The sequence below is a fragment of the Enterocloster sp. 210928-DFI.2.20 genome (assembly GCF_020554465.1).
Lineage (GTDB): Bacteria > Bacillota > Clostridia > Lachnospirales > Lachnospiraceae > Enterocloster > Enterocloster bolteae.
On sequence record NZ_JAJCHK010000004.1, the window covers coordinates 197404 to 221588 of the forward strand.

Below are 24185 nucleotides of genomic sequence, written 5' to 3' on the forward strand. Positions count from 1 at the left end.
AGAAAAAGGATAAATCAGATAATGCAGAGACAATGGATGAAGGACTTAAGGGAGCGCTCTCCCAGAGTCCACTGTATAACCAATTATGTTACGGCAGGGGACGTGGCCAATATGGTCCTGGCCGCAGGCGGCTCTCCTGTTATGGCCCAGGGGCTGCATGAGGTGGAGGATGTTACCTCCATCTGCAGCAGCCTTGTCCTTAACCTGGGGACCCTGGAAGAAAGGACCATACCGGCCATGGAGGCAGCGGGAAGAAAAGCGGCCGGCCTGGGCCTTCCCGTTATCCTGGACCCGGTAGGAGTCACTGCATCACGGTTTCGCAGACAGACAGCCATTGATATAATCCGGAAGACATCCCCTTCTGTGATCCGGGGAAATGAGGCGGAAATCCGGGCCCTGAACCAGGAACTGAGAGGACATGAGGCGGGCAACACCTGCGGTGTGGATTCGGAAACCTTTGGTACCATTGAGAGCCGTATGGAAACGGCCTGTTCCCTGAGGGACCTTACAGGCGCGGTTGTGGTTATGACCGGGGTAGAAGATGTGGTGGCCGGAAAAGAAAAAAAGTTCATTGTCAGAAACGGCCATCCCTGGATGGCCAGGATTACAGGCAGCGGCTGTATGCTGGACGGGCTTATGGGAGCGTTCTGCGGTCTGTATGGGGAACCGGGACTGGCCGGTCTGACAGAGGAGGCTGCGGTCACGGCTCTCAGCGCACACGGGCTCTGCGGAGAACTGGCGGCCGAAGAGACTGCAAAGCGGGGAGGCGGGACAGGCACATTCCGCATGTATCTGCTGGATAAAATGAGCCTTCTGGATGACGGGACACTGGAGAGAGGTAAGAAAATTGAGATTCGATAGAAGACAGCTTTTGATTTATGCAGTAACCGACAAGGCATGGACCGGTAAGCTATCCCTTAAGGAGCAGGTGGAGGAGGCGTTAAAAGGCGGCGCAACCATGGTTCAGCTCAGGGAAAAGGAACTGGATAAAGGAAATTTTGAGGAAGTGCTGAGAACGGCCTGGGACATCCGCAGAATCACAGAAGAATATAATGTGCCCCTTATGATTGACGACAATCTGGAGCTGGCTCTGGCCTGCCGCGCGGACGGCCTACATGTGGGCCAAAACGATATGGAGGCGTCTGAGGCCAGAAGGCTTCTGGGGCCTGACCGTATACTGGGAGTTACGGCAAAAACAGTGGACCAGGCCAGAAAAGCCCAGGCAGCAGGTGCAGATTATCTGGGCAGCGGGGCCATATTCGGCACCAGCACAAAAGCAGATGCGCGTCCCATGACAATGGAGACCCTGAATGCAATCTGTGACTGTGTGGACATTCCTGTGGTGGCCATCGGAGGAATCTGTCTGGATAACATAGGACGTCTGGCCGGCAGCCATGCAGCGGGAGCAGCCATTGTTTCAGGCATATTCGGGGCGCCGAATATACGGGAGACCACAGAAAAGCTGGTAAAAGCAATGGAGGAGATAACACGGCTGTCCGGGCAGGACCTGCGGGCCGGCTCAGTGTAAGAAAATGGAAAAAATATAAAAACTTTGTAAAAAACCATTGACATTTGGAAATGGGCTGATTATAATGAGTTCAACATTCAACAAAACATAAAAAACTGTTGAGCAGGAGTAAGTAAGATTGTAATTCCAGGCGCAGAGAGCTTCCGGCCGGTGTAAGGGAGCATTGGATTAGAGTCTGAATGGACCTGCGAGGGCAGCTGGAAACCAGGGTCATAGAGATATGTCTGATGGGAGTATGGGCTGACGGGTATCCCACCGTTACCAGGGAGAACGCATGATGGTGCGTTGCAGAGCGGGCGTATTTTATTTCTTTGTTCGATGACACAGCATCAGGTTAATTTTAACTTGATGCTTTTTTAATTCCCAGACCGGAGAATGGCGGGGAGAGTGCAGGACATGGAAAGCGCCAACCAGGGTGGTACCGCAGAAGCCGGAAGAAGCTTTTGTCCCTGCTGATTACAGATGTAGTCAGCAGGGATAAGGGCTTCTTTTTTTGATGAATGTGATGCCCGGACCCGGGGATGGTGAAGGGTTCAGAATAAACAGCCGGTTTGAAGGAAAGGAGTTAGGGTAAATGATAATCCCAGCTTGTGATGAAATATTAAGTCTGTCGGGGGAATACGATATAATTCCCATCTGCCGCGAGATTTACGCGGATGTAGTGACCCCCATAACACTGCTCAGACGTATAGCGGAGAGGAGCAGCCGTTTTTACCTGTTGGAAAGCATAGAGGGCGGCGAAAAATGGGGACGCTACTCCTTTCTCGGATATAACCCGGTGATGCGCGTTGCCTGCCGCTGCGGAAAGGTGAAGATTGAGAGCCATGTCAGCCGTTTCCCATCCAGGGAAATACAAACAGATCATCCCATGGATGTGCTTCGTGAGATATTGGCACAGTACAAGTCGCCCCGGCTGAAAGGGCAGCCGCCCTTTACCGGTGGATTTGTGGGGTATTTTGCATATGCAATGATTGAGTACGCAGAGCCCACCCTTCATATCAGCAGAGGCGGCGCAAATGACTTTGACCTGATGCTCTTTGACAAGGTCATAGCCTATGACCACCTGAAACAGAAGATACAGATTGTGGTTAACATGAAAACCGGCAGGACAGAACGGGGAATCTGTGAAGAGCTGGAGCGGTGCGAAGGCCGGAAGCGTTGTGAAGGCCGGGAAAATGGGAACACCTCCGGCGGTCTGGAATATTTGATGAAGGAGTACAAAAGGGCCTGTGAGGAAATACAGGAAATGGCCTCCCTTATCAGTGACACGGCACCTCTTAAGAGGCTGTCCTCGCCGGAGAAACCATCCTTTGTATGCAGTGTTTCCAAAGAAGAGTTCTGCGGTACGGTGGAAAAGACAAAGGAGTATATTCTGGACGGGGATATCTTTCAGGCGGTTATATCCAGACAGTTTACCAGTTCCTATGAAGGCAGTCTGCTGAACGCCTACCGGGTTTTAAGGACGACCAACCCATCTCCTTACATGGTTTATATGAACATAGACCAGGATGAAATCATCAGTACATCCCCGGAAACACTGGTCCGCCTTGAAAACGGGCGCCTTACTACCTTTCCGGTAGCTGGTTCCCGGCCCAGGGGAGCCGGGGACGAGGAGGACAGAAGGCTGGAGGAAGAACTTCTGGCAGATGAAAAGGAACTTTCCGAGCACAATATGCTGGTGGATTTGGGAAGGAATGATATTGGACGCATCGCTGAGTTCGGGTCCGTGGAGGTGACGGAGTACAAGATGATACACAAGTATTCCAAAATCATGCATATCTGTTCCCAGGTGGAAGGAAATATAAAACCCGGCCTGGACGGCTGCTCGGCGGTAGAGGCCCTGCTTCCCGCAGGCACCCTATCGGGAGCGCCTAAGATAAGGGCGTGTGAGATTATTGAAAAACTGGAGTCGGTTCCCCGCGGAATCTACGGGGGAGCCCTGGGATACCTGGATTTTACCGGAAACCTGGACACATGCATCGCCATACGCATGGCGGTAAAGCAGGCAGGAAAGGTTACGGTCCAGGCGGGAGGCGGAATCGTGGCGGACAGTGTTCCAGAACTGGAATACGAGGAATCAGCAAATAAAGCCAAGGCCGTCATTCAGGCCATTCTTCAGGCAGGGGAGGTAGACGACAGATGATCGTATTAATTGATAATTATGACAGCTTTTCCTATAACCTGGTACAGATGATTGGGAGTATTGAGCCGGATATAAAGGTAGTCCGCAACGACCAGGTAACCGTGGATGACATAGAAAGCATGAAACCAAGCCACCTGATACTGTCGCCCGGACCGGGATATCCCCGGGATGCCGGCATACTGGAGGAAGCAGTGATAAAGCTTAAGGGAAAAATGCCCATTCTGGGCGTGTGCCTGGGACATCAGGGTATATGCGAGGCTTTCGGCGGAACCATTGCCCATGCAAAGAAGCTGATGCACGGAAAGCAGAGCGATATCAGGCTGGACAGTCATATAAAGGAAGAAAAGTCCGGACTTCCGGAAAAGATGGGATGCGGATGCCGGTTATTTGAAGGTCTGCCGTCCGTTATACCGGCTGCCAGATATCATTCCCTGTCCGCAGTGCCTGAGAGCCTGCCCGAGGAACTGGAAGTGGTGGCCCTGGACTGTATGGAAGGAGAGGTCATGGCAGTTTCGCACAGGGACTATCCCATATACGGGCTGCAGTTCCATCCCGAATCCATATTAACGCCGGATGGAAGGAAAATACTGGAAAACTTCCTTAATATCAGGACGATACAGGCAATGTAAATGGTGAGAGACAAACGAAACAGAAATAAAAATCAGGCATTGTAAAAAAGGAGAATGACTATGATACAGAAAGCAATTCATGAATTGGTAGAAAATAAGAATCTGGATTTTGAAACAACCAAGGAGGTTATGGATGAAATCATGAGCGGAAATGCCACCCAGGCGCAGATATCCTCATTTCTCACAGCCCTGAGGATGAAGGGAGAGACCATTGATGAGATTACGGCCTGCGCCACTGTTATGCGTGATAAGGCGGTAAAGCTGTCGCCGCCCTTTCCGGTGATGGACATTGTGGGAACAGGAGGAGACGAGGTGGGAACCTTTAACATTTCCACCACCAGCGCATTTGTGGCTGCCGCCGGAGGCATACGGGTGGCAAAACATGGAAACCGCAGCGTATCCAGTAAGAGCGGCGCGGCAGATGTGCTGGAAAGACTGGGGGCAGAGCTGGCTCTGACGGCGGAACAGGCTGAAACTGTTTTAGAGGACACCGGAATGTGCTTCCTGTTCGCGCCGGCATACCATTCTTCTATGAAATATGCGGCTCCTGTGAGGAAAGAAATCGGAATCAGAAGTATATTTAACATATTAGGCCCCCTGTCCAATCCGGCAGGCGCATCCATGCAGCTGTTAGGGGTGTACAGCCGGGACTTGGTGGAACCGCTGGCCCAGGTGCTGGCTAACCTGGGAGTTACCAGGGGAATGGTGGTATGCGGGGGAGACGGACTGGATGAAGCGACACTTACCGGCCCCACCCATGTATGTGAAATCCGTTACGGGAAAATTACGGCTTATGATATGACGCCTGAGGAATTGGGCCTGACCGTATGCAATCTGGAAGAACTCATCGGAGGCACACCTGAGGAGAATGCACAGATAACAAGGAATATCCTGTCCGGAAGCCTGAAAGGACCGAAGCGGGATGTAGTGGTTTTGAACGCGGCCATCAGCTTATATCTGGGAATTGATGACTGCACGGTGAGGGACTGTGTCAAGACGGCACAGGACATGATTGATTCCGGAGCAGCCATGGCTAAGATGGAAGAATTTATCCAGGCAACCAAAAAAGCAGCAGGAGAGGTGAAGGCGTCATGATACTGGATACCATTGCCCGGTCCGCCGGGAAACGGGTGGAGCAAAGGAAGCAGGTAAAACCGCTGGAACAGGTGATGAAGGAAGCCTTCAAATGCAGAGAGAGAGAAGGCATAAAGAGGGAAGATATTAAAGGGGAAGACGGAACAGGCGGAGGATATTCTTTTAAGGCGGCGCTGTCTAAACCGGGAGTCTCCTTTATCTGTGAGGTTAAAAAGGCTTCGCCCTCAAAGGGACTGATTGCTCCTGATTTTCCTTATGTGGAAATAGCCAGACAATACCAGGAAGCCGGCGCAGATGCCGTATCCGTATTGACCGAGCCTGAATTCTTTTTAGGAGCTGACCGATACTTGGAGGAAATTCATGGTGAGATAGGCCTTCCGCTGCTGCGCAAGGATTTTACCGTGGACGAATACCAGATTTATGAGGCAAAGGTGCTGGGAGCCTCTGCTGTCCTGCTGATCTGTTCCCTTTTGGACATGGAACAGCTCAAACGGTATATGGGCATCTGCGGCAGACTGGGCCTTAGCTCCCTGGTGGAAGCCCATACGGACCGGGAAGTGGCTATGGCAGCAGAGGCAGGGGCCGATATTATTGGAATCAATAACCGCAATCTGGGCACGTTCGAGGTAGACTTCACAAACGCCCTGAGGCTCAGGAAGCTGGTGGACCGGGGCACCATATTTGTGGCAGAGAGCGGAATCAGGACGCCTGAGGATATAGAGCTTTTGGCGGAGAACCAGGTAGATGCGGTTCTTGTGGGAGAGACACTGATGCGGGCGGCAGATAAAAAGCAGGCTCTCAGGGAACTTAAGTCCCGGATACGGTAGAGCCGGACATGAACCGGGACAGATAGAGGAAACAGGACAGATAGGGAATCAGAACAGATAGAGGAAACAGGGCAGGGAGATGAATGATGAAGACATGCAGGCTTAAGATATGCGGTCTCAGCCGGTTTGGAGATATACTGGCGGCCAATGACATTCTGCCGGACTATATCGGCTTTGTATTTGCCGAGAGCAGCCGCAGGGTTACGCCTGATAAGGCCGCCCAGTTAGGGCGGGAGCTGGATAAGAGAATCAGAGCCGTGGGCGTATTTGTCAATGCGCCCATGGAGGAGATACTGGAGCTGGCAGGGCACCGGGAAAAGGAAAGGGTGATTGACCTGATACAGCTCCACGGAGATGAGGATGAGGCGTACATAAGACAACTGAAGAAACACACCCCGCTTCCGGTCATCAAGGCGGTGCGGGTCAGAAGCAGGGAACAGATTTTAAAGGCCCAGGAGCTGTCCTGCGATTACCTGCTTCTGGACACCTATACAAAGGGCAGGTACGGAGGCAGCGGCACCCAGTTTGACTGGAATATGATACCGGAGTTAAAAAAGCCTTATTTCCTGGCAGGCGGCATCCATCTGGGCAACATAAGACAGGCGGCATCCCATGGACCCTACTGCATTGATGTCAGCAGCGCGGTGGAAACAGGGGGCAGGAAGGACAGAAGGAAGATGGAGGAAATAGCCCAGGTCCTGCGGTAAAAAATCGTTTTAAAAAAGGAGAAACAGAAATGTCAAGAGGAAGATTTGGAATCCATGGCGGCCAGTTCATACCGGAAACACTGATGAGCGCTGTCACGGAATTGGAAGAAGCATATGAGTATTATAAAAAGGATCCACAGTTTAAGGCTGAGTTAAAGTATCTGCTGGAGGAATACACAGGCCGTCCGTCACGTCTCTACTATGCAGAGAAGATGACAAAGGACCTGGGCGGGGCCAGGATTTACCTGAAACGGGAGGACTTAAACCACACCGGTTCCCACAAAATCAACAACGCACTGGGGCAGGTCCTTCTGGCCAAGAAGATGGGAAAGACCAGGGTTATAGCCGAGACAGGGGCCGGACAGCACGGTGTGGCCACTGCCACCGCAGCTGCCCTGTTGGGTCTGGAATGCGAGGTTTACATGGGCAAGGAGGATACGGACCGCCAGGCACTTAATGTATACCGTATGGAGCTGTTAGGGGCCAAGGTGCATCCGGTGACCAGCGGAACCCAGACATTAAAGGATGCTGTCAATGAAACGCTCAGGGAGTGGACTAACCGTATCTCTGATACACATTATGTCATAGGTTCTGTCATGGGTCCCCATCCCTTCCCCATGATGGTAAGGGATTTCCAGAGTGTTATCAGCAGGGAAATCAAAGAGCAGCTTATGGAGAAGGAAGGAAAGCTTCCCGATATGGTAATTGCCTGTGTGGGCGGCGGAAGCAATGCAATGGGAGCCTTTTATGAATTTATAGATGAAAAGGACGTGAAGCTGGTAGGCTGCGAGGCAGCGGGCCGGGGTGTGGAGACAGAGCAGACCGCAGCTACCATAGCAACAGGCCGTCTGGGCATTTTCCACGGCATGAAATCTTATTTCTGCCAGGATGAATATGGGCAGATTGCACCGGTGTATTCCATCTCAGCTGGTTTGGATTATCCGGGTATCGGGCCGGAGCACGCGCAGCTGCATGACAGCGGCAGGGCACAGTATGTTCCTGTGACAGATGATGAGGCAGTGGATTCCTTTGAATATCTGTCACGTATGGAAGGAATCATACCGGCAGTGGAGAGCGCGCACGCGGTGGCCTATGCCAGGAAGATAGCTGGTTCCATGGATAAAGACCAGATTATTGTTATCAATCTTTCCGGCAGGGGAGACAAGGATGTGGCGGCAATCGCCAGATATAAGGGGGTAGAACTCTATGAATAGGATACAACAGGTGTTTGAGAATAAGAAGGCGTTCATACCTTTTATAACAGCAGGCGACCCGGACCTTTCCGTGACAGAGGCCCTTGTGCCGGCCATGGCAGAGGCAGGAGCGGATTTGATTGAGCTGGGCATACCATTTTCCGATCCGGTGGCGGAGGGAATTGTCATCCAGGAGGCTGACCTTCGGGCTCTGGCTTCAGGAACCACCACAGATAAAATATTTGATACGGTGCGCCGGATACGTCAAAAAACAGATGTGCCGCTGGCATTTATGACCTATATTAACCCTGTGTTTGCATATGGTGTGGATAAGTTTATGAAAAATGCAGCTGATTGTGGAATAGACGCCCTGATTGTACCGGATATGCCCTTTGAAGAGCGGGAGGAACTGCTGCCGGCATGCAAAAAATACGATATGACCCTGATATATCTGGTGGCTCCCACATCCAGGGAACGGGCCCAGGCCATAGCCAGGGAATCCGACGGATTTGTGTACTGTGTATCATCTCTTGGAGTCACTGGCGTCCGAAGCGAGATTACCACCAATATTAAGGAAATGGTGGACACCGTAAAGCAGGGCAGGAATGTGCCATGTGCCATAGGATTCGGCATCTCCACTCCGGAACAGGCCAGCAGGATGGTCTCACAGGCAGACGGGGTTATCGTGGGAAGCGCCATTGTGAAAATGGTTGCCAGATACGGAATAAACTGTGTGGAGCCTGTCTGCGATTATGTAAAGCAGATGAAGGCGGCGGTTGGAGTATAGACAGTACGGACCGGTACTAATTGACAGGCACTAAAGGGGCCGCGGCAGAGTATGCCGCAGGGCCCCTTTTTGATGGAAAAAACTATATTTTATACATGTTCATGGAAAATACTCACAGACAGCAGGTAAGAATAAATAATTCAGGATTAATCTTGTGATATAATCGGAATAGGATACATCACTTTCAGAAGGGAGGAGTCATATGGATTCATCAGTACTGTTGTTTTTTGAAAAAATGCCCCAGGCCCTGCCCATTTATGAGGCGTTCACAAAGCGTCTGCTTAAGGAGCTGGGACCCGTTCAGGTTAAGGTCCAGAAATCGCAGATTGCCTTTTCAAACCGTTACCAGTTTGCTTTTATCTGGCACCCTTCCAGACGGTTCAGGGGCAGAAAGGGTGTTTATATGGTTGTAACGTTCGGAGTAAGCCATCGCATAGAAGACAGCCGGATTGAGGCGGCAACAGAGCCTTACCCCAACCGTTGGACCCATCATGTGATTGTACAGAGTGCGGATGAGATAGATGATAAGCTGATGGGGTGGATCAGGGAGGCTTATGAGTTTGCGTTGGTGAAATAGGGAAACAGCCAATCAGGGGAAATTGAAGATTGAATGCGATATGCGGTTTGTCCGGCGGGGGACAGCCGCATATCTGCGTTTTTGGCATAAGAGAGGGGGCGTATGTTTGACCTTGATAAAAGGCGCATCATGGATTTTGGAAAAACTATTGAACAAAACAAAAGCGTTCTGTCAATATTTTGGAAATAGCAAATAGGGGAAAGCTGTTAATATAAGATTATCGAAGGGATGGCAGTGCTATGGAACAGGAAACAGGAGGGAACATGATGCAGGAACGGCAATATAAAATTCTGAAGCTGCTGTACAGGTCAGATGGATTTGTGACTGTGGAGCGTCTGGCGGCAGATGTGAATTGTTCCCTTAAGACTATCAGAAATGACCTGAAGCAGTTGGGAAGCTTCCTGGAAGAATATGGGCTGGGAAAGGTTGTCTCTAAGAGCAACAAAGGCGTGTGCCTTATAAAGGACAAGGACTGGGACACGGCAAAGCAGGCATGGAATGATGTGAACCAGATGGAGCTGTATGGCACAGACAAGCATTTCCAGATACTGGAACTCCTGCTGAAGCAGAGAAGCATACAGAAGATGAAACTGGAGAAAAGGCTTCTCATTAGCAGGCTGGATGCTGAAAAAGCTACCAGCCAGGCATCTGTATGGCTGACGGCTCATCATGTAGCCGTTACCTGTAAGAGAGGCCAGGGATTGCAGATTGAGTGCAGCGAGTATTACTGGCGCATGGCCATGTGGGAACTCTTTGCAGATATATCCAGAAAGCGGCAGGAGTTTGGGGACCAGACCCTGAAAAGCCAGACAGAAAAGTTCCTGTGGGGATTTGATATGGCCGGGGTAACAGGGGCCATTGCAGGGCTGGAGAAAAAATTTGGGATACACTACAGCTTCGACGGGTACCAGCAGCTGTCATTTCTCCTGTCACTGTGTGTTATACGAATCAGGAAAAAGGAGTATGCAGAGATTCCTGCGGATTTTGGGCATCAGAGGGCAGAATGGCAGGGCCTGGAATATGACCTCAGTATGGCCGAAACATGTATGGAAAGTCTTAAGGAGTATTATCATACCGACTTCCCGGAAGGAGAAAAGCAGTTTACGGTATTAGTTTTAGGGGCTGCCGAGATACAGGAGTTTACAGACGAGGCGTCCAGGCAGACTTATATGGAGGCCAACCAAAACATCTGCCGGGTGACAGACAAGGTGATTTCCATTACCGGCAATATTCTGGGACAGGGGCTTGACAGGGATGATTACCTTTTTGACAGCCTCCTTCTGTATATGAAATCCAAGACCTTGAAACTGCGGTGCGGCATCCTGGAGGAAAATCCTCTGAAGGAGGTAGTGAAGTCCAAGTATCCCAATATTTATGCCGCTGCCTGGTCGGCAAGTCTTATCATTGAGTCTGAACTTGAAGTGAGAATCGGGGAAGATGAGGTGGCGTACCTGGCATTATATATAGGCGGTGCCATTGAGCGGCTGAACGTGGGAGTGGAGGTGTGCATCCTGTGCAATCATGGTATCGGAATATCCAGAATTCTCAAAGAGCAGATTGAGCGCTCCATACAGAATATTAATGTAGTGGATGTCCTGACCACAAGGGATACATGTAAGATTCAGAGGAGCCAGTGTGATTTTCTTATATCATCTGTTCCGGTGGGGGATGTGTTTGCAGGCAGGGATGTGGTACAGATTGGAAATGTGCTGCAGCCCTGGGATATACAGCAGATTCAGAATAAGATGAAACAGGTGCGGAAAAAGAAGATGAGACGGATTGCCGAAAAGACAGAGCTCTCCGAGTACCAGCTGTTTCATCCGTCCCTTGTATACCATTTTCCGGAAAGGACACATAAGAAGGAAATCATATCCTTCCTGTGCGCCAGGCTGGCAGAGGCGGGTTATGTTACAAAGGATTATGAGCAGACTGTACTGGACAGGGAGGAAACCACATCCACTGTGCTGGAACTTGGGGTGGCCATTCCTCATGGAGCTGCGTTTTGTGTCTGCCGCCCGGTCATTGCGGCCGCCATATTGGAGGAACCGGTAGATTGGGGCAGGGACAGGAGAGTGGACCGGATTTTTCTTCTGGCATTGAATCTGGATGAACGGTTTAAGGCAAAAGGGCAGATTATCCGCTTTTATTCCGCCATTGTGACTTTATTGGACGACAAGGAAGCCTATGAAGAATTCCACAGCCTGAGAGGGCAGGAAGAAATAGCAGGCTATTTAAATTCTATAGTAAAAGGAGACAGGAAAGCATGAATCTGCTGGAGGTAATCAATGAAAATGCAGTGGCCGTCAATGTAAAGGCGCAGAATAAGGAGGAGGTGTTTGAATGTGTGTGCGACCTTCTTTTAAAGGACGGCAGCATTACATCCAAGGAAGAGTTCAAGCAGGATTTATATATACGGGAATCTCAGGGAAAAACAGGCATAGGGGACGGAATCGCCATTCCCCATGGAAAGTCGCTGGCAGTGAAGCGTAACTGTATATCGGTCCTTAAGCTGGAACAGCCCATACAGTGGGAGACGCTGGATGGCCTGCCTGCCCAGGTTTTCATTATATTTGCCATCAATCAAAAGGACAAGGATGACTACTTCCTGCGCCTCATGGCCAGCGTGGCTAAAAAGCTGGCACAGGAAGGAACATGCGGCAAACTGATGGGAAGCAGCACAAAGGAAGATATTCTGGAAGCATTTTGCTAGGGAGACCACACCACTAAGAACGAGGAGGAAATAAAGGATGAAGATAGTAGGGGTTACGGCATGTACTGCGGGTATTGCGCATACATACATTGTCAAGGAAAAGCTGGAGCAGGCAGCACGGAAGCTGGGATATACATGCAGAATCGAGACCCAGGGGAGCATCGGAATCGAGGAGCAGCTGACACCGGAGGAAATCCAGGAGGCAGATGTGGTCATCCTGGCCATTGATGTGAAAATATCAGGGGAAAACCGGTTTAAGGGTAAACCAGTGGTGCGCATGAGCACGGAAAAGGCCATGAAAAATACGGGAGCAATGCTTCAGAGTATTGAGGAAGCTCTGACAAAAAAGAAAAACGGAGGGAATTAAGATTATGGGTGGGTTAAAACTATCAGAGATTAAGAAGCATGTGATGACAGGAATATCGTTTATGATTCCCATAGTTGTGGGCGCCGGCTTATGTATGGCTCTGGGAACTGCCATTGGCGGGACCAAGGTATCAGAGGCAGAGGGTACCCTGATATGGTACATCTGGAGAACCGGTAAGATTGGCATGGGCTTTGTGGTGCCTGTGATCACTGCTGCCATCGCGTATTCCATCGCGGACAGGCCGGCCATTGCCCCCGGACTGATTCTGGGGTCCATTGCATCGGAAATTTATACAGGATTTATCGGAGGCATTATTGCGGCATTTCTTGTGGGCTATACGGTACTGTTCCTGAAAAAATATCTGAAGGTGCCTAAGACCATGCAGGGGCTGGTTCCTGTACTTATTCTGCCCTTCCTGACAACGCTGATTTGCGGAGCCCTTATGTTTGCTGTCATAGGGAAACCGGTTGCCTTTGTCATCAATGCATTGCAGAACTGGCTGATAGGACTTCAGGGGGGATCCAAATTCATCCTGGGAGCCATAGTGGGAGGTATGTGCGGTGTTGACTTTGGCGGGCCTATCGGCAAGACCGCATCCCTGTTTGCCAATGGTCTTCTGGTGGACGGTATCTACGGACCGGAGGCAGTTAAGCTGGTTACATGTATGATTCCTCCTGTGGGCGTGACCCTTTCCTACATCCTTACCAGAAACAAGTACACAAAGGCCGAGAAGGAGGCGGTAAAGGCCGCGTTCCCAATGGGCATCTGCATGATTACAGAGGGTGTGATTCCTTTGGCTATGAACGACCCGCTGCGCGTAATCGGTTCCTCCGTGATTGCCACCTCCATAGCAGGAGGCCTGACCATGGTTCTGGGAATTGAGAACTATGTAACAGCAGGAGGATGGTTTATCATCCCGCTGTCCAATAAGCCAATGATGATGGCAGCCATGGTGGCCCTGGGAGGCGTCATCATGGGAGTGATACTCTCCCTGTGGAAGAAAGTGGTGACGGAAGACGATTCCATGGACTTTGGAATGGAACAGGAAAATGGGGAGAGCACCACAGAAGGAATGACATTTGAGAACTTTTAACACATTCGGGTATGTTTTTACAGGAGGATAAAAAATGCTGCTGAATCTGCGGGAAATACTGGAACCTGCCGTAAAGGATAATTTTGCAGTGGGAGGATTTAATGTAACAGAAAGTACCATGTTCAAAGCCATTGTGGAGGAGGCGCAGTACCGGGAAGCCCCGGCCATTATCCAGGTCTCTCCCAATGAATTCCAGTTCTCGGAACGGGAACTGTACCTGTATTTCTCGGTCCGCCTGCAGCGCAGCAGGAATCCCTTTGTACTGCACTATGACCACAGCAAATCCTATGAGGGATGCATCCGCGCGATCCAGGCAGGCTTTACCTCTGTCATGTTTGACGGCTCGCAGATGGAGTATGACCAGAATGTGGAGTGTACACGCCGGGTCGTGGAGGCGGCCCATGGGGCCGGCGTATCGGTGGAAGGGGAGATTGGCACCATAGGGGAGACCGAGGACTATTTAAACGGCACGGTCCGGGATATGGTATATACATCACCGGAGCTGGCCAGACGGTTTGTAGAGGACACCGGCGTGGACGCCCTGGCAGTTTCCATTGGCACGGTACACGGCATTCTTCCAAAAGGATATGTGCCTAAGCTGCAGCTTGGGCTTCTGAAAGAGCTGGCAGCTGCGGTGCCGGTGCCGTTAGTTCTTCACGGAGGTTCCGGCACGCCCCATGATGAGGTTGCGGCTGCCTGCAGGACAGGCATACACAAGGTAAATATATCCAGTGAGTTCAAACATGCCTATTACCAAAGCGTAAGGGAATTTGTAACAAATCATCCAACCCTGGTCAGTCCCACACTGGTCCTTAAGGATGCAGTGCAGGAGGTTAGAAATGTGGCAGGGACAAAGATGCAGGTGCTGGGCAGTACCGGGAAATCGCATTGCTATAGGAAATACTAAAATTTAAGGGGAGTACATAATGTATACAGATATCAAAACAATTCTTGATGATGCAAATAAAAACAACTATGCTGTTCTGGCGGCATCCGCATTTAACATGGAGCTGGCCAGGGGACTTATAGCGGCAGCAGATGAAATGCAGGCGCCGCTCATTATCCTCATGGGCCAGGCCCAGATGACAAAGCACGCCAGGCCGGAGCTGATGGTTCCCATGATTAAGACCCTGGCAGAACAGACCAATGTGCCGGTGGCCCTGATTCTGGACCATGGCAGGGACTGGGAGAAAATTACATGGGCTTACAGGCAGGGATTTTCCTCCATCATGGTGGATGCCTCGGCCTATGACATGGAGGAGAACATTGCCAGGACTAAAAAGGCGGTGGAGCTGTGTCATGTACAGGGACTGGCAGTGGAGGGCGAGCTGGGTCATGTAGGCCAGGCCGCCACTCTGGACGGATGCGACGTGTCGCTGTACACAAAGCCGGAGGAAGCCGTGCGATTTGTGCAGGAGACCGGGGTGGACAGCCTGGCCATTGCCTGCGGCACTGCCCATGGGGATTATCCCAAAGGCTTTATCCCCACCATTAATTTTGATGTTATAAAAGGTGTGAAGCAGGCAGTGAACATGCCTCTGGCGCTTCACGGCGGATCCGGATCCGGAGACGAGAACATCAGGAAAGCAGTGGAAGCAGGAATCAACAAGGTGAACATTGCCACCGAGATATTCAATGCATGCCGGGATTACGCAAAAAACCGTCTGGATGAAAAACCGGACCTGGATTATATGTCCCTTATGATGGAAGTGGAACAGGAATGTAAGAAAACAGTAAAGCATTTTATCAGCCTGACCGGTTCTGAGGGGAAGGCAGCCGGATTTAAGAAAAAGTATGCATTCTGCCACGGAATCAGCCAGATTGATACTGGGATTGGCGAATAGGGATATGCGCTGCAGCACCAAGCCTAATCCGCATGCTTCCTCCGGTACTGGATTGGGCTGCATCCGGCCTGCTCTTTGAAGACCCTGGAAAATGAACTGAGGTTGGTATATCCCACGGCCTGTCCAATCATTTCCACGGAGTAATCCGTATTAATGAGAAAGTCCTTTGCCCTGGTGATGCGGTATTCTGTAATATAGTCGCTCACTGTCATCCCGGAGATCTCCTTAAAGACATAATACAGCTGGGTCTTGCTGATTAAAAACAGCCGGGACAGGCTGTCCGTGCTCAGATTGTCGCTGTAATGGCCCCCGATGTATTCATAAATATCATATACCAGCCGGGCATGCTCCTGGTAGGCAGCCGTGTTTAGAGGGCCAAACCTCTCGGTGTAGAGCTGGTTGGTCAGCAGAAGAAATTCGCCCAGCAGAAATTTAAGGTGCAGATCTCTACCGTAAACAGGTGAAGCAGAGCCGCCGCTTTCCGGCCTGTTGTAATCCTCCATCCTGGAGAGCACGGAGAGAAAGGAGTCCAGCTGCCGGTCCGGAACAGTGAGTACCACGGGCTGATTACCGGGACGAAACAGGAAACATTCCAGCAGATTCACTTCAGGAGTGGAGAACCGGGATATGTAATTGGAGGAAAAATACAGCACATACCGGTCGCAGATTCCTGAACCGTCCTCCGGATAGATATAGTGCAGATCCATCTGGTTAAACAGAATCAACCCATTTCTGGGAATATCAATCTCCCCTGTTTCAAACTTGCATTTTAAGTTGCCGGACAGAGCAAATATAATTTCCATCTGCCTGTGCAGGTGGAAATTCTTTTTTTCAGTTGTCTCAGTTATCTTGTGCCTTACGGAAAATTCCTCCGGCAGCTTTTCCGTGTAGCGTGAAAACGGGATGTCCATGGGAACCTCCTGAACGGTTATCTGTCATACGTTGAAACACGTTTTAGTATAGCACGGTTTGAAGAAAATGCAAAGTGCCGGGATAATCTGCAAAAAAAGGCCGCAGCACATCAGATATAATATGAAATGTAAGAAAAACAGGATAATATGTAAGCGAATCTAAGAAAAAATAAGGAAACAGCTGCTATGATTGATGAAATTGTAAAAAGCACAAGGGAAGCCTCAGCTGTGCTGGACCGCATAAAGTCCATGCCCTGTGAAGGATTAGAAAAAGAAGTAATTCTGCCTTTGCTGAGAAAAGCAGTTAACCTGAAGCTTATGATTCAGGAGGACACCCAGACAGATATCAGAAAGCTTGTCATTATAAGCATCAAACGCCAGGATTTGCGGAAGGGAAATCTGCCGGATGAGGTGATTCAGAGGGAGATAAAGAAATACGACTGCCACCAGACCAGCCTGGCGGTGCAGAAAAAGGCACTGCTGCTTATGTTTATAGAGAGGGAGCTGGGAATTGCCATGGAGGATGATGAGGCCTCGGACATTGAGAATCTGGATGAATTGGCTGACGCTGTCATAAGGCACCTGAAAGGGGGAAAATGATATGGATGTAACTGAAATCCGCAGGGATTTTCCAATTCTGAACCAGGAAGGAAAACCGTTAGTCTACCTGGACAACGGGGCCACAACCCAGAAGCCCCAGGCTGTTATTGACCGGCTGTGCAGGTACTATTCCATGGAGAATTCCAATATACACAGAGGAAGCTACCCCCTCAGCAGCCAGGCATCCCGTATGTATGAAAGGGCCAGGGAGACGGTCCGGTCATGGGTGGATGCGGAGTATGGGGAGGAAATCGTATTTACCAAAGGATGTACGGAGTCAGTCAATCTGGCTGCCGCGGCTGTATTTGAGACATATGTCTGCCCGGGAGATAATGTAATTGTCACTGAGTTGGAACATTCCTCCAACTATTTTCCCTGGAAGAATCAATGTGAGAAAAAATGCGCGCAATTCCGTGTGGCATTGGCACAGACAGACGGCAGCCTGAGGGCGGAGGATGTGCTGGATCAGATGGACAGCCGCACCAGACTGATTGCCGTCACGGCCATGTCCAACGTGACAGGCTTCTGCCCGGACGTGGACCGTATTATAAGAGAAGCCCACAAACGGGGCGTACTGGTCCTGATAGACGCTGCTCAGGCCGTTGTCCACCGGGCTATATCCGTCAGGCAGATGAAATGTGATTTCCTTTGCTTCTCCGGCCACAAGATATACGGCCCTATGGGAATCGGGGTACTGTACGGAAGAAAGATGTATCTGGAGGAGATGGCTCCCTATCTGTACGGCGGGGATATGGTGGTGAAAGGAGACCGGGGAGAAGTTTCATATAAGAAATCCCCATCCAAATACGAAGCCGGTACCCAGGATATAGCCGGAGCGCTTGGACTGGAGGCAGCTCTGCTCTATCTCAACAGCAGGGGATTTGAGGAGATGATCCAATATGAGGCGGAACTGGGCGCGTATCTGAGGGAACGCCTGGAAGCAGTTAAAGGGGTACATGTAATTGGGGAACCGGCTGTGCGGCAGCCCTTATCTGGCAGGTCCGACCCGCAGCCGCAGTCTGGCGGGTCCGTACCGCAGCCGCAGTCTGGCGGGTCCGTACCACAGCTACAGTCTGGCGGGTCCGTGTCGCCCATAGCATTGTTCGAGACAGATAAGCTGGGTGCTTATGACATAGGTGTTCTGCTGGCCAATAGCGGAATAGCGGTCCGAAGCGGTTCCCACTGCGCCTACCCCCTAATGAAACGTATGGGAAAGGAAAGTCTCTGCCGCGTATCACTGTCTTTTTACAATACAAAGCAGGAGATTGAATATATGGCAGAGAGGCTGGAACGGATCTGCGGGAGGGGAAGCTAATGGATGAAAAAGACCAGACAGACATATGCCAATCAGACATATGCCAGACAGACATATGCCGGGCAGAGAAAAAGTATATTGACAGTCTGCTCCGGTTGCAGGACCCTGGAGCCCAGTGTGAATACCTTCTTATGCTTGGAATGGAAAAGCCTTTGTTGGATTCCCTGCGTGTGGACCGGTACAGGATTGGAGGATGCAGGACTGCAATATGGCTCCGGGCAGAGGACCGGGATGGAATGGTACATTTTTACAGTGACAGTGATTCGCTGCTGGTACGGGGCGTGCTTTCCATTCTGGAAGAACTGTACCAGGCAAGAACGCCGGAAATCATAAAGTCCCATCCCATGAGATTTCTGGATTATATATCTGACGATGTGATTTATCCTGAGATAAAGGAAAATGGTTTGTCAAAATGTTATCAGATACTGGCGCGTATGTGAAATATAAAAATCTATACCAACAATGAAAACCATATTAAATGAAAACTATGATAAGTAAAAACGATATCAAATAAAAACGATATAATAAGGAGAGGTCAATTATGAAGTATGCAATGGATGTAAAGGTTAACTTAAAACCAATTTTCAGTAATCTTGTACACACAGACTGGTGGGAAGGCCCGTGCCGCGTAGGGCCTATGGAAGAGGGCACGCCTGAATTTGAGCGCAGGGTGGGGAAGGAACAATTTAAAATCTGGTACGAGGAATTACAGAACAACCTGGATCTGACCCGCTGTAATCTGATGGATCCGGTTTACATGGAATTTGACGAGAGTTTTGTGATGCGGGATTCTGAATTTGACAAGCTGATGCCTGAAAATCATCAGGTGGATTTGTATTTGATTACATACCGCGTACCGGGAATCGAGCGTTTGAACAAGCCAGTTTCCATGATTAATCTGGGACCGACCCCCATCGACCTTGTGGGATATTACAGGGACATCGGACTGGAGGCATATATGGCCCATGACTATGAAGAATACAACCGTATTCTGACCTGCCTCCAGGTGCGTAAGGCTGTCGCAAATACAAAAATTTTAATCCTGTCCAATTCCGAGCAGACGCCGGCATCAGTCAACACCAGCTGCTGTGATCTGGTAAGCCTGTTCACACGGTACGGCATCCGCCATAACCGTATTGACTTCAGACAGGTGTTCAACTATTTTGATGAGATACCGGCAGACGAGGGAATCCATCAGGAGGCCAGGGCCCTGATGGAAGGGGCGGACAAAGTGGATATCACAGAGGAGTACCTGTGCAGCGATCTGCGGTATTTCCACGCGGTGCGCAGGATGATGGAGCGCTATGACTGCAATGCGTTCACCACCCCGTGCAAGGAACTGTGTGCCAGCCGCCTTCCCCAGAAGAATAAGTGTGTTCCCTGCATCACCCACTCCCTGAATAAAGATGACAGGATTCCGTCAGCATGTGAGGAGGATCTGGCTGTATGGATGGCCATGATGATGATGATGTACCTGACCCGCCAGAGCGTGTTCATGGGCAATCCGGTACTGGTGCTTGCCGGAAGCAGGACCTTGGAACAGCTGGGAATGCCCAAGCTTCTGACACCGCCCGGCCAGGTATTTGACCATGATGTACTGGAAATCCACCACGCTGTGCCGGTGCGCAGGATGCGCGGATTTGACCAGCCGGAGCAGAGATATGAGCTGGCCCATTTTACCACCCAGGGCTGGGGCGCCCATTATCATGTGGATATGGCAGAGGAGGAAGGACAGGTGGTTACCTTTGGCCGCTTTAACCGCCAGGGTACCAGGATGATGGTAGCCGTAGGCCATACCCTGGGATGCGAGTTCCGTCCCGTTTACTGCAGTCCTGCGGTGTATTACGAGGTCGAGGGCGGCGCCAGAGAGTTCCGGCAGGCATTGGCAAAGGGAGGTTACGGACATCACCAGGCCATTATTTACGGCAATCATGTAAAGGAATTACAGGAGCTGGGCGAAATCGTGGGCTTTGAGGTGGAGGTGTTCCACTAATCAGAAACCCAATCAGGCCCAATCATTAAATTTTTAAAACCCCTTGACATTTCCGCAAAAAGAGGATAAACTCAATAAAAATTCATAATGAATGCGGAACAGCTCGAAAGGGAGTAGTTTAGATATATTGTCAACAACCTCGGTTCCAACGGAACCTGGCAATATATGCCTTTATGGTTACAAGACTTTTATGCGTGGTTTGCAGATATGTTACATATCCTGGCAGCCATCCATAGAAGTCTTTTTTTGTGGGTTTCCCGGCGCCGGAGCGTGGCGGATAAGCTTTTTTTGCCAGGCCCGGGGCATTTTGGCGCAGGGATTCGCGCATAATAGACTAAGAACTCATAATGAGGAGGAAAGTACATGAAAGAATGGTATCAACAGACAAAAGAAGAGATACTCAGCCAGTTTCAGGTAACGGAACAAGGTCTGACCTCTTCCCGGGCAGAGAAAATCCTGGCTGAGAAGGGAGAGAATGTCCTGGAAGAGGGAAAGCGCAAGAGTACCCTGCAGGTATTTTTGGAGCAGTTCTGCGACCTGCTGGTGGTTATCCTGATTATTGCAGCCCTTATTTCCATGGTGTCAGGCAATGTGGAGAGCACGGTAGTCATCCTGGCTGTTATCATCCTCAACGCCATCCTGGGCACGGTACAGCATGCAAAGGCTGAGAAATCCCTGGACAGCCTTAAATCCCTGTCATCCCCCAACGCCAAGGTGTTAAGGGACGGACAGAAGGTGGAGATTCCGTCTGCCAAGGTGGTTCCCGGAGACATCCTGTACCTGGAAGCAGGCGATCTGGTGGTGGCTGACGGAAGGATTCTGGAGAATTATTCCCTTCAGGTCAATGAAAGCTCCCTGACCGGGGAGTCCACCAATGTGGATAAGAGCGACGGAACCCTGCACAGCGACTGCGCCCTGGCCGACCGGGCCAATATGGTATATTCCAGCGGCCTGGTGACTTACGGACGGGCAGTGGTCCTGGTGACTGCCACGGGTATGGATACAGAGATTGGCAAGATAGCAGCCCTGATGAACGCTACCAAGGAGAAAAAGACTCCGCTGCAGGTCAGCCTGGACCAGTTCGGCAGCCGTCTTGCCATGGCAATCATGGTCATATGCGCCCTGGTATTCCTGCTGAGCCTGTACCGAAAAATGCCTGTCCTGGATTCCCTGATGTTTGCAGTGGCCCTGGCAGTGGCGGCCATACCTGAGGCACTGAGCTCCATTGTAACCATTGTACAGGCCATGGGCACCCAGAAAATGGCAAAAGAACATGCCATTATCAAAGAGTTAAAGGCTGTGGAGAGTCTGGGCTGCGTCTCTGTCATCTGCTCGGACAAGACCGGAACCCTGACTCAGAATAAGATGACGGTCCAGAACATTTACACCAATGGGCAGACCATTACCATAGACCAGTTGAATCTGAAGAACCAGCTTCACCGTTATCTTCTCTACGATGCCATACTTACCAACGATTCATCTATCGTTGACGGAAAAGGCATCGGAGATCCCACAGAGTTTGCGCTGGTGGAGATGGGAAGAAAGGCGACCGTGGACGAAAACCTGCTCAGAGAGCTGATGCCCCGTCTGGAGGAGATACCCTTTGACTCAGACCGGAAGCTCATGAGTACCAAATACGAACTTCACGATGTGCCCACCGTACTTACCAAGGGAGCCTTGGATGTACTTTTAGACCGCACCGTGAAAATCCGTATGGAAGAAGGAATCAGGGACATAACCCAGGAGGATAGGGAGGCCATTCTTCAGAAGAACCTGGAGTTTTCCCAGGAGGGATTAAGAGTCCTGGCCTTTGGATATAAGGAAGTACCTGAAGACTATACCCTGTCCCTGGACAATGAGAACGACTTCATTTTCCTGGGCCTGATATCCATGATGGATCCCCCAAGGGAAGAATCAAAGGCAGCAGTTGCAGACGCCAAGCGGGCCGGAATTAAGCCTGTCATGATAACCGGCGATCACAAGATTACCGCCACTGCCATTGCAAAGCAGATTGGTATTTTTGAGGACGGCGATATAGCCATGACGGGCCGTGAACTGGACGCCATGTCAGAGGAAGAGCTGGACCGCAAGATCACGGAGATATCTGTCTACGCCAGGGTTTCACCTGAAAACAAAATCCGCATTGTGGACGCATGGCAGAGGCGCGGATCCATCACGGCCATGACCGGAGACGGAGTCAATGACGCTCCTGCCCTTAAGAAGGCGGACATCGGAGTGGCTATGGGCATCACCGGCACCGAGGTTTCCAAGGATGCGGCAGCCATGATACTGACAGACGATAATTTCGCAACCATCATCAAGGCGGTGGCCAACGGACGAAACGTATACCGCAACATAAAGAATGCCATCAAGTTCCTGCTGTCAGGCAACATGGCAGGTATCCTTTCTGTATTATACACATCCCTGGCAGCCCTGCCTGTGCCGTTTGCCCCGGTACACCTGCTGTTTATCAACCTTCTGACCGATTCACTGCCGGCCATAGCCATCGGCATGGAGCCGGCTGAGAAGGATTTACTGTCGGAGGCGCCCAGAAATCCGAAGACAGGCATCCTGACAAAGGACTTCATGACCACTATTCTGACCCAGGGCGGAATCATAGCTGTCTGTACCATGATCGCCTTCCACACAGGTCTCAGAACCGGCAGCGCGGCCACAGCCAGCACCATGGCGTTTGCAACCCTGACCCTGGCCCGTCTGTTCCACGGATTCAACTGCCGCAGCAAGCACAACATTTTCAAGCTGGGCTTCTCATCCAACTGGTACAGCCTGGGAGCATTTGCGGCAGGTGTGGTGCTGTTAGGTATTGTCATGTTCGTTCCGTTCATGCAGAACCTGTTTTCCGTAACACCGCTGACCCAAAGCCAGCTGATCAATGTCTGTCTCCTGGCCGCAGTACCCACGGTACTGATACAGATGTTTAAGATTATAAGAGATATTAAGCATAGGAAATAATGGGGAATTGTGGTATAATGTCCACGTAGGCAATGAGCAGTGCAAAAAAGTGGTGGGCATATATCCGTTGGGAGCTTGCTCACATAAGGATATATGCCTGCCGCTTTTTTTATAGGGCTAAGCCCGTGAACCAGCGGCCTTGGCCGCGATGTGCACTGCTGACTGAGCCCATTCAAAGCTCATCCTACCCAAAACAAAACCAACCAAAGGAAAGGGGCGGTGCTTAATGGATAAGGTCATAACAGTAAGCCGCGAATTCGGAAGCGGAGGCCGTGAGCTTGGGGTAAAGCTGGCAGAAAAGCTGGACATCCCATTTTACGACAAGGAGTTAATCTCCATGGCTGCGGACGATATCAATATTGCAGAAGAGGCATTCCAAAACTACGATGAGCATATCGTGATTCACGACCCGTTAGACAGGCAGTATTACCATGCCTTTTCTGACATTTACAAAGTACCCATGTCGGACCAGATTTTCGTGGCCCAGTCCAATGTCATCCGCAGGCTGGCTGCTCACGGTCCATGTGTCATTGTGGGACGGTGTGCAGACATGATTCTGGATGACAGCATTAACCTGTTCATCTACTCCAAGATGAGGGACCGGATTAAGCGTATGCTTATTTTGGAACCGGGTTCTGATGAGAAGGAGATGGAGCGCCGTATCCGGGAGGTGGACCGGAAACGCAAGGAGTATTACCAGTACTACACCGGCAACACATGGGGCCGGGCCCAGAACTACCACTTATGCCTGGACAGCGGGCTGACAGGGGTGGACGGCTGCCTGAGGGCGGTGCTGGCTTATCTGGGAGAACTGTCGGAGTAAAGCATGGGACGGGCGGTACAGGCGTTTCGGTCAAATGAAGAATCAGGAAGAACCAAGAAGGATATTTTAA

23 protein-coding genes are annotated in these 24185 nt (G+C 50.7%); 22 read left to right on the forward strand and 1 reads right to left on the reverse strand.

The window, feature by feature from the left end:
• Positions 1-21: 21 nt before the first annotated feature.
• From thiM to LI015_RS06680, 16 genes are all read left to right on the forward strand, one after another.
• Positions 22-861, forward strand: a complete 840-nt coding sequence (gene thiM, locus LI015_RS06605; RefSeq protein WP_227124337.1) for a hydroxyethylthiazole kinase — start codon at positions 22-24, stop codon at positions 859-861.
• The gene (gene thiE / locus LI015_RS06610; protein ID WP_118024136.1) at positions 848-1528 is read left to right on the forward strand and encodes a thiamine phosphate synthase; all 681 of its coding nucleotides are present in this window, start codon (positions 848-850) and stop codon (positions 1526-1528) included. The genes thiM and thiE overlap by 14 nt, the downstream gene beginning before the upstream one ends.
• A 574-nt stretch (positions 1529-2102) precedes the next feature.
• On the forward strand, positions 2103-3671 hold the full coding sequence (locus LI015_RS06615) for an anthranilate synthase component I family protein (protein WP_195632681.1): 1569 nt from the start codon (positions 2103-2105) through the stop codon (positions 3669-3671).
• Positions 3668-4300 (forward strand): anthranilate synthase component II, encoded by a 633-nt coding sequence (locus LI015_RS06620; protein ID WP_002570419.1) that lies wholly within the window; start codon positions 3668-3670, stop codon positions 4298-4300. The genes LI015_RS06615 and LI015_RS06620 overlap by 4 nt, the downstream gene beginning before the upstream one ends.
• Before the next feature lie 60 nt (positions 4301-4360).
• Positions 4361-5395 carry an anthranilate phosphoribosyltransferase gene (gene trpD, locus LI015_RS06625; RefSeq protein WP_002566225.1) on the forward strand — a complete coding sequence of 345 codons (1035 nt, stop codon included), beginning with the start codon at positions 4361-4363 and terminating at the stop codon, positions 5393-5395.
• Positions 5392-6222, forward strand: coding sequence for an indole-3-glycerol phosphate synthase TrpC (gene trpC, locus LI015_RS06630; protein WP_002570417.1), 831 nt, complete (start codon positions 5392-5394; stop codon positions 6220-6222). Before trpD ends, trpC begins: the two co-directional genes overlap by 4 nt.
• An 86-nt stretch (positions 6223-6308) precedes the next feature.
• A complete protein-coding gene (locus LI015_RS06635) occupies positions 6309-6929 on the forward strand; it encodes a phosphoribosylanthranilate isomerase (RefSeq protein WP_227124351.1) in 621 nt (206 codons plus the stop codon).
• A gap of 29 nt (positions 6930-6958) precedes the next feature.
• Complete coding sequence (gene trpB / locus LI015_RS06640) at positions 6959-8143, forward strand: tryptophan synthase subunit beta (protein ID WP_002566222.1); 1185 nt, start codon at positions 6959-6961, stop codon at positions 8141-8143.
• Positions 8136-8909, forward strand: coding sequence for a tryptophan synthase subunit alpha (gene trpA / locus LI015_RS06645; protein ID WP_117627168.1), 774 nt, complete (start codon positions 8136-8138; stop codon positions 8907-8909). Before trpB ends, trpA begins: the two co-directional genes overlap by 8 nt.
• A gap of 202 nt (positions 8910-9111) precedes the next feature.
• The gene (locus LI015_RS06650; RefSeq protein WP_002566220.1) at positions 9112-9486 is read left to right on the forward strand and encodes a DUF5655 domain-containing protein; all 375 of its coding nucleotides are present in this window, start codon (positions 9112-9114) and stop codon (positions 9484-9486) included.
• A 239-nt stretch (positions 9487-9725) separates the two neighbouring features.
• On the forward strand, positions 9726-11753 hold the full coding sequence (locus LI015_RS06655) for a BglG family transcription antiterminator (RefSeq protein ID WP_227124338.1): 2028 nt from the start codon (positions 9726-9728) through the stop codon (positions 11751-11753).
• Positions 11750-12196 carry a PTS sugar transporter subunit IIA gene (locus tag LI015_RS06660; protein ID WP_002566203.1) on the forward strand — a complete coding sequence of 149 codons (447 nt, stop codon included), beginning with the start codon at positions 11750-11752 and terminating at the stop codon, positions 12194-12196. The genes LI015_RS06655 and LI015_RS06660 overlap by 4 nt, the downstream gene beginning before the upstream one ends.
• A gap of 37 nt (positions 12197-12233) precedes the next feature.
• On the forward strand, positions 12234-12563 hold the full coding sequence (locus tag LI015_RS06665; RefSeq protein WP_002566202.1) for a PTS fructose transporter subunit IIB: 330 nt from the start codon (positions 12234-12236) through the stop codon (positions 12561-12563).
• Between the two features lie 4 nt (positions 12564-12567).
• Positions 12568-13656: a PTS fructose transporter subunit IIC gene (locus LI015_RS06670; RefSeq protein WP_002577313.1), complete on the forward strand. Its 1089-nt coding sequence runs from the start codon at positions 12568-12570 to the stop codon at positions 13654-13656.
• A gap of 34 nt (positions 13657-13690) precedes the next feature.
• Positions 13691-14563 carry a class II fructose-bisphosphate aldolase gene (locus tag LI015_RS06675; RefSeq protein ID WP_117627172.1) on the forward strand — a complete coding sequence of 291 codons (873 nt, stop codon included), beginning with the start codon at positions 13691-13693 and terminating at the stop codon, positions 14561-14563.
• Between the two features lie 19 nt (positions 14564-14582).
• Positions 14583-15500, forward strand: coding sequence for a class II fructose-bisphosphate aldolase (locus LI015_RS06680; RefSeq protein WP_002566199.1), 918 nt, complete (start codon positions 14583-14585; stop codon positions 15498-15500).
• Between the two features lie 23 nt (positions 15501-15523).
• On the opposite strand, the gene LI015_RS06685 is transcribed toward LI015_RS06680, so the two are convergent.
• Entirely contained in the window at positions 15524-16411 is an 888-nt protein-coding gene (locus LI015_RS06685) for an AraC family transcriptional regulator (RefSeq protein ID WP_117627173.1), read from the reverse strand.
• A gap of 186 nt (positions 16412-16597) precedes the next feature.
• On the opposite strand from LI015_RS06685, the gene LI015_RS06690 reads away from it, so the two are divergent.
• The 6 genes from LI015_RS06690 (at position 16598) to LI015_RS06715 (ending at position 24115) form a co-directional block, all read left to right on the forward strand.
• Complete coding sequence (locus tag LI015_RS06690; RefSeq protein ID WP_227124339.1) at positions 16598-17011, forward strand: hypothetical protein; 414 nt, start codon at positions 16598-16600, stop codon at positions 17009-17011.
• A gap of 1 nt (position 17012) precedes the next feature.
• The gene (locus tag LI015_RS06695; protein WP_227124340.1) at positions 17013-18326 is read left to right on the forward strand and encodes an aminotransferase class V-fold PLP-dependent enzyme; all 1314 of its coding nucleotides are present in this window, start codon (positions 17013-17015) and stop codon (positions 18324-18326) included.
• Entirely contained in the window at positions 18326-18766 is a 441-nt protein-coding gene (locus LI015_RS06700) for a SufE family protein (protein WP_002570406.1), read from the forward strand. Before LI015_RS06695 ends, LI015_RS06700 begins: the two co-directional genes overlap by 1 nt.
• A gap of 101 nt (positions 18767-18867) precedes the next feature.
• A complete protein-coding gene (locus LI015_RS06705; protein WP_227124341.1) occupies positions 18868-20319 on the forward strand; it encodes a hypothetical protein in 1452 nt (483 codons plus the stop codon).
• Positions 20320-20682: 363 nt separating this feature from the next.
• Positions 20683-23292 (forward strand): cation-translocating P-type ATPase, encoded by a 2610-nt coding sequence (locus LI015_RS06710; RefSeq protein WP_227124342.1) that lies wholly within the window; start codon positions 20683-20685, stop codon positions 23290-23292.
• 226 nt (positions 23293-23518) lie between these two features.
• Positions 23519-24115: a cytidylate kinase-like family protein gene (locus tag LI015_RS06715; RefSeq protein WP_002566192.1), complete on the forward strand. Its 597-nt coding sequence runs from the start codon at positions 23519-23521 to the stop codon at positions 24113-24115.
• Positions 24116-24185 lie beyond the last annotated feature (70 nt).

Bases quoted from the DNA above. Each gene is read 5' to 3' on its own strand.
- thiM (WP_227124337.1), top strand. From the start codon at position 22: ATGCAGAGACAATGGATGAAGGACTTAAGGGAGCGCTCTCCCAGAGTC.
- LI015_RS06615 (WP_195632681.1), top strand. From the start codon at position 2,103: ATGATAATCCCAGCTTGTGATGAAATATTAAGTCTGTCGGGGGAATAC.
- LI015_RS06620 (WP_002570419.1), top strand. From the start codon at position 3,668: ATGATCGTATTAATTGATAATTATGACAGCTTTTCCTATAACCTGGTA.
- trpD (WP_002566225.1), top strand. From the start codon at position 4,361: ATGATACAGAAAGCAATTCATGAATTGGTAGAAAATAAGAATCTGGAT.
- trpC (WP_002570417.1), top strand. From the start codon at position 5,392: ATGATACTGGATACCATTGCCCGGTCCGCCGGGAAACGGGTGGAGCAA.
- LI015_RS06635 (WP_227124351.1), top strand. From the start codon at position 6,309: ATGAAGACATGCAGGCTTAAGATATGCGGTCTCAGCCGGTTTGGAGAT.
- trpB (WP_002566222.1), top strand. From the start codon at position 6,959: ATGTCAAGAGGAAGATTTGGAATCCATGGCGGCCAGTTCATACCGGAA.
- trpA (WP_117627168.1), top strand. From the start codon at position 8,136: ATGAATAGGATACAACAGGTGTTTGAGAATAAGAAGGCGTTCATACCT.
- LI015_RS06650 (WP_002566220.1), top strand. From the start codon at position 9,112: ATGGATTCATCAGTACTGTTGTTTTTTGAAAAAATGCCCCAGGCCCTG.
- LI015_RS06655 (WP_227124338.1), top strand. From the start codon at position 9,726: ATGGAACAGGAAACAGGAGGGAACATGATGCAGGAACGGCAATATAAA.
- LI015_RS06660 (WP_002566203.1), top strand. From the start codon at position 11,750: ATGAATCTGCTGGAGGTAATCAATGAAAATGCAGTGGCCGTCAATGTA.
- LI015_RS06665 (WP_002566202.1), top strand. From the start codon at position 12,234: ATGAAGATAGTAGGGGTTACGGCATGTACTGCGGGTATTGCGCATACA.
- LI015_RS06670 (WP_002577313.1), top strand. From the start codon at position 12,568: ATGGGTGGGTTAAAACTATCAGAGATTAAGAAGCATGTGATGACAGGA.
- LI015_RS06675 (WP_117627172.1), top strand. From the start codon at position 13,691: ATGCTGCTGAATCTGCGGGAAATACTGGAACCTGCCGTAAAGGATAAT.
- LI015_RS06680 (WP_002566199.1), top strand. From the start codon at position 14,583: ATGTATACAGATATCAAAACAATTCTTGATGATGCAAATAAAAACAAC.
- LI015_RS06685 (WP_117627173.1), bottom strand. From the start codon at position 16,411: ATGGACATCCCGTTTTCACGCTACACGGAAAAGCTGCCGGAGGAATTT.
- LI015_RS06690 (WP_227124339.1), top strand. From the start codon at position 16,598: ATGATTGATGAAATTGTAAAAAGCACAAGGGAAGCCTCAGCTGTGCTG.
- LI015_RS06695 (WP_227124340.1), top strand. From the start codon at position 17,013: ATGGATGTAACTGAAATCCGCAGGGATTTTCCAATTCTGAACCAGGAA.
- LI015_RS06700 (WP_002570406.1), top strand. From the start codon at position 18,326: ATGGATGAAAAAGACCAGACAGACATATGCCAATCAGACATATGCCAG.
- LI015_RS06705 (WP_227124341.1), top strand. From the start codon at position 18,868: ATGAAGTATGCAATGGATGTAAAGGTTAACTTAAAACCAATTTTCAGT.
- LI015_RS06710 (WP_227124342.1), top strand. From the start codon at position 20,683: ATGAAAGAATGGTATCAACAGACAAAAGAAGAGATACTCAGCCAGTTT.
- LI015_RS06715 (WP_002566192.1), top strand. From the start codon at position 23,519: ATGGATAAGGTCATAACAGTAAGCCGCGAATTCGGAAGCGGAGGCCGT.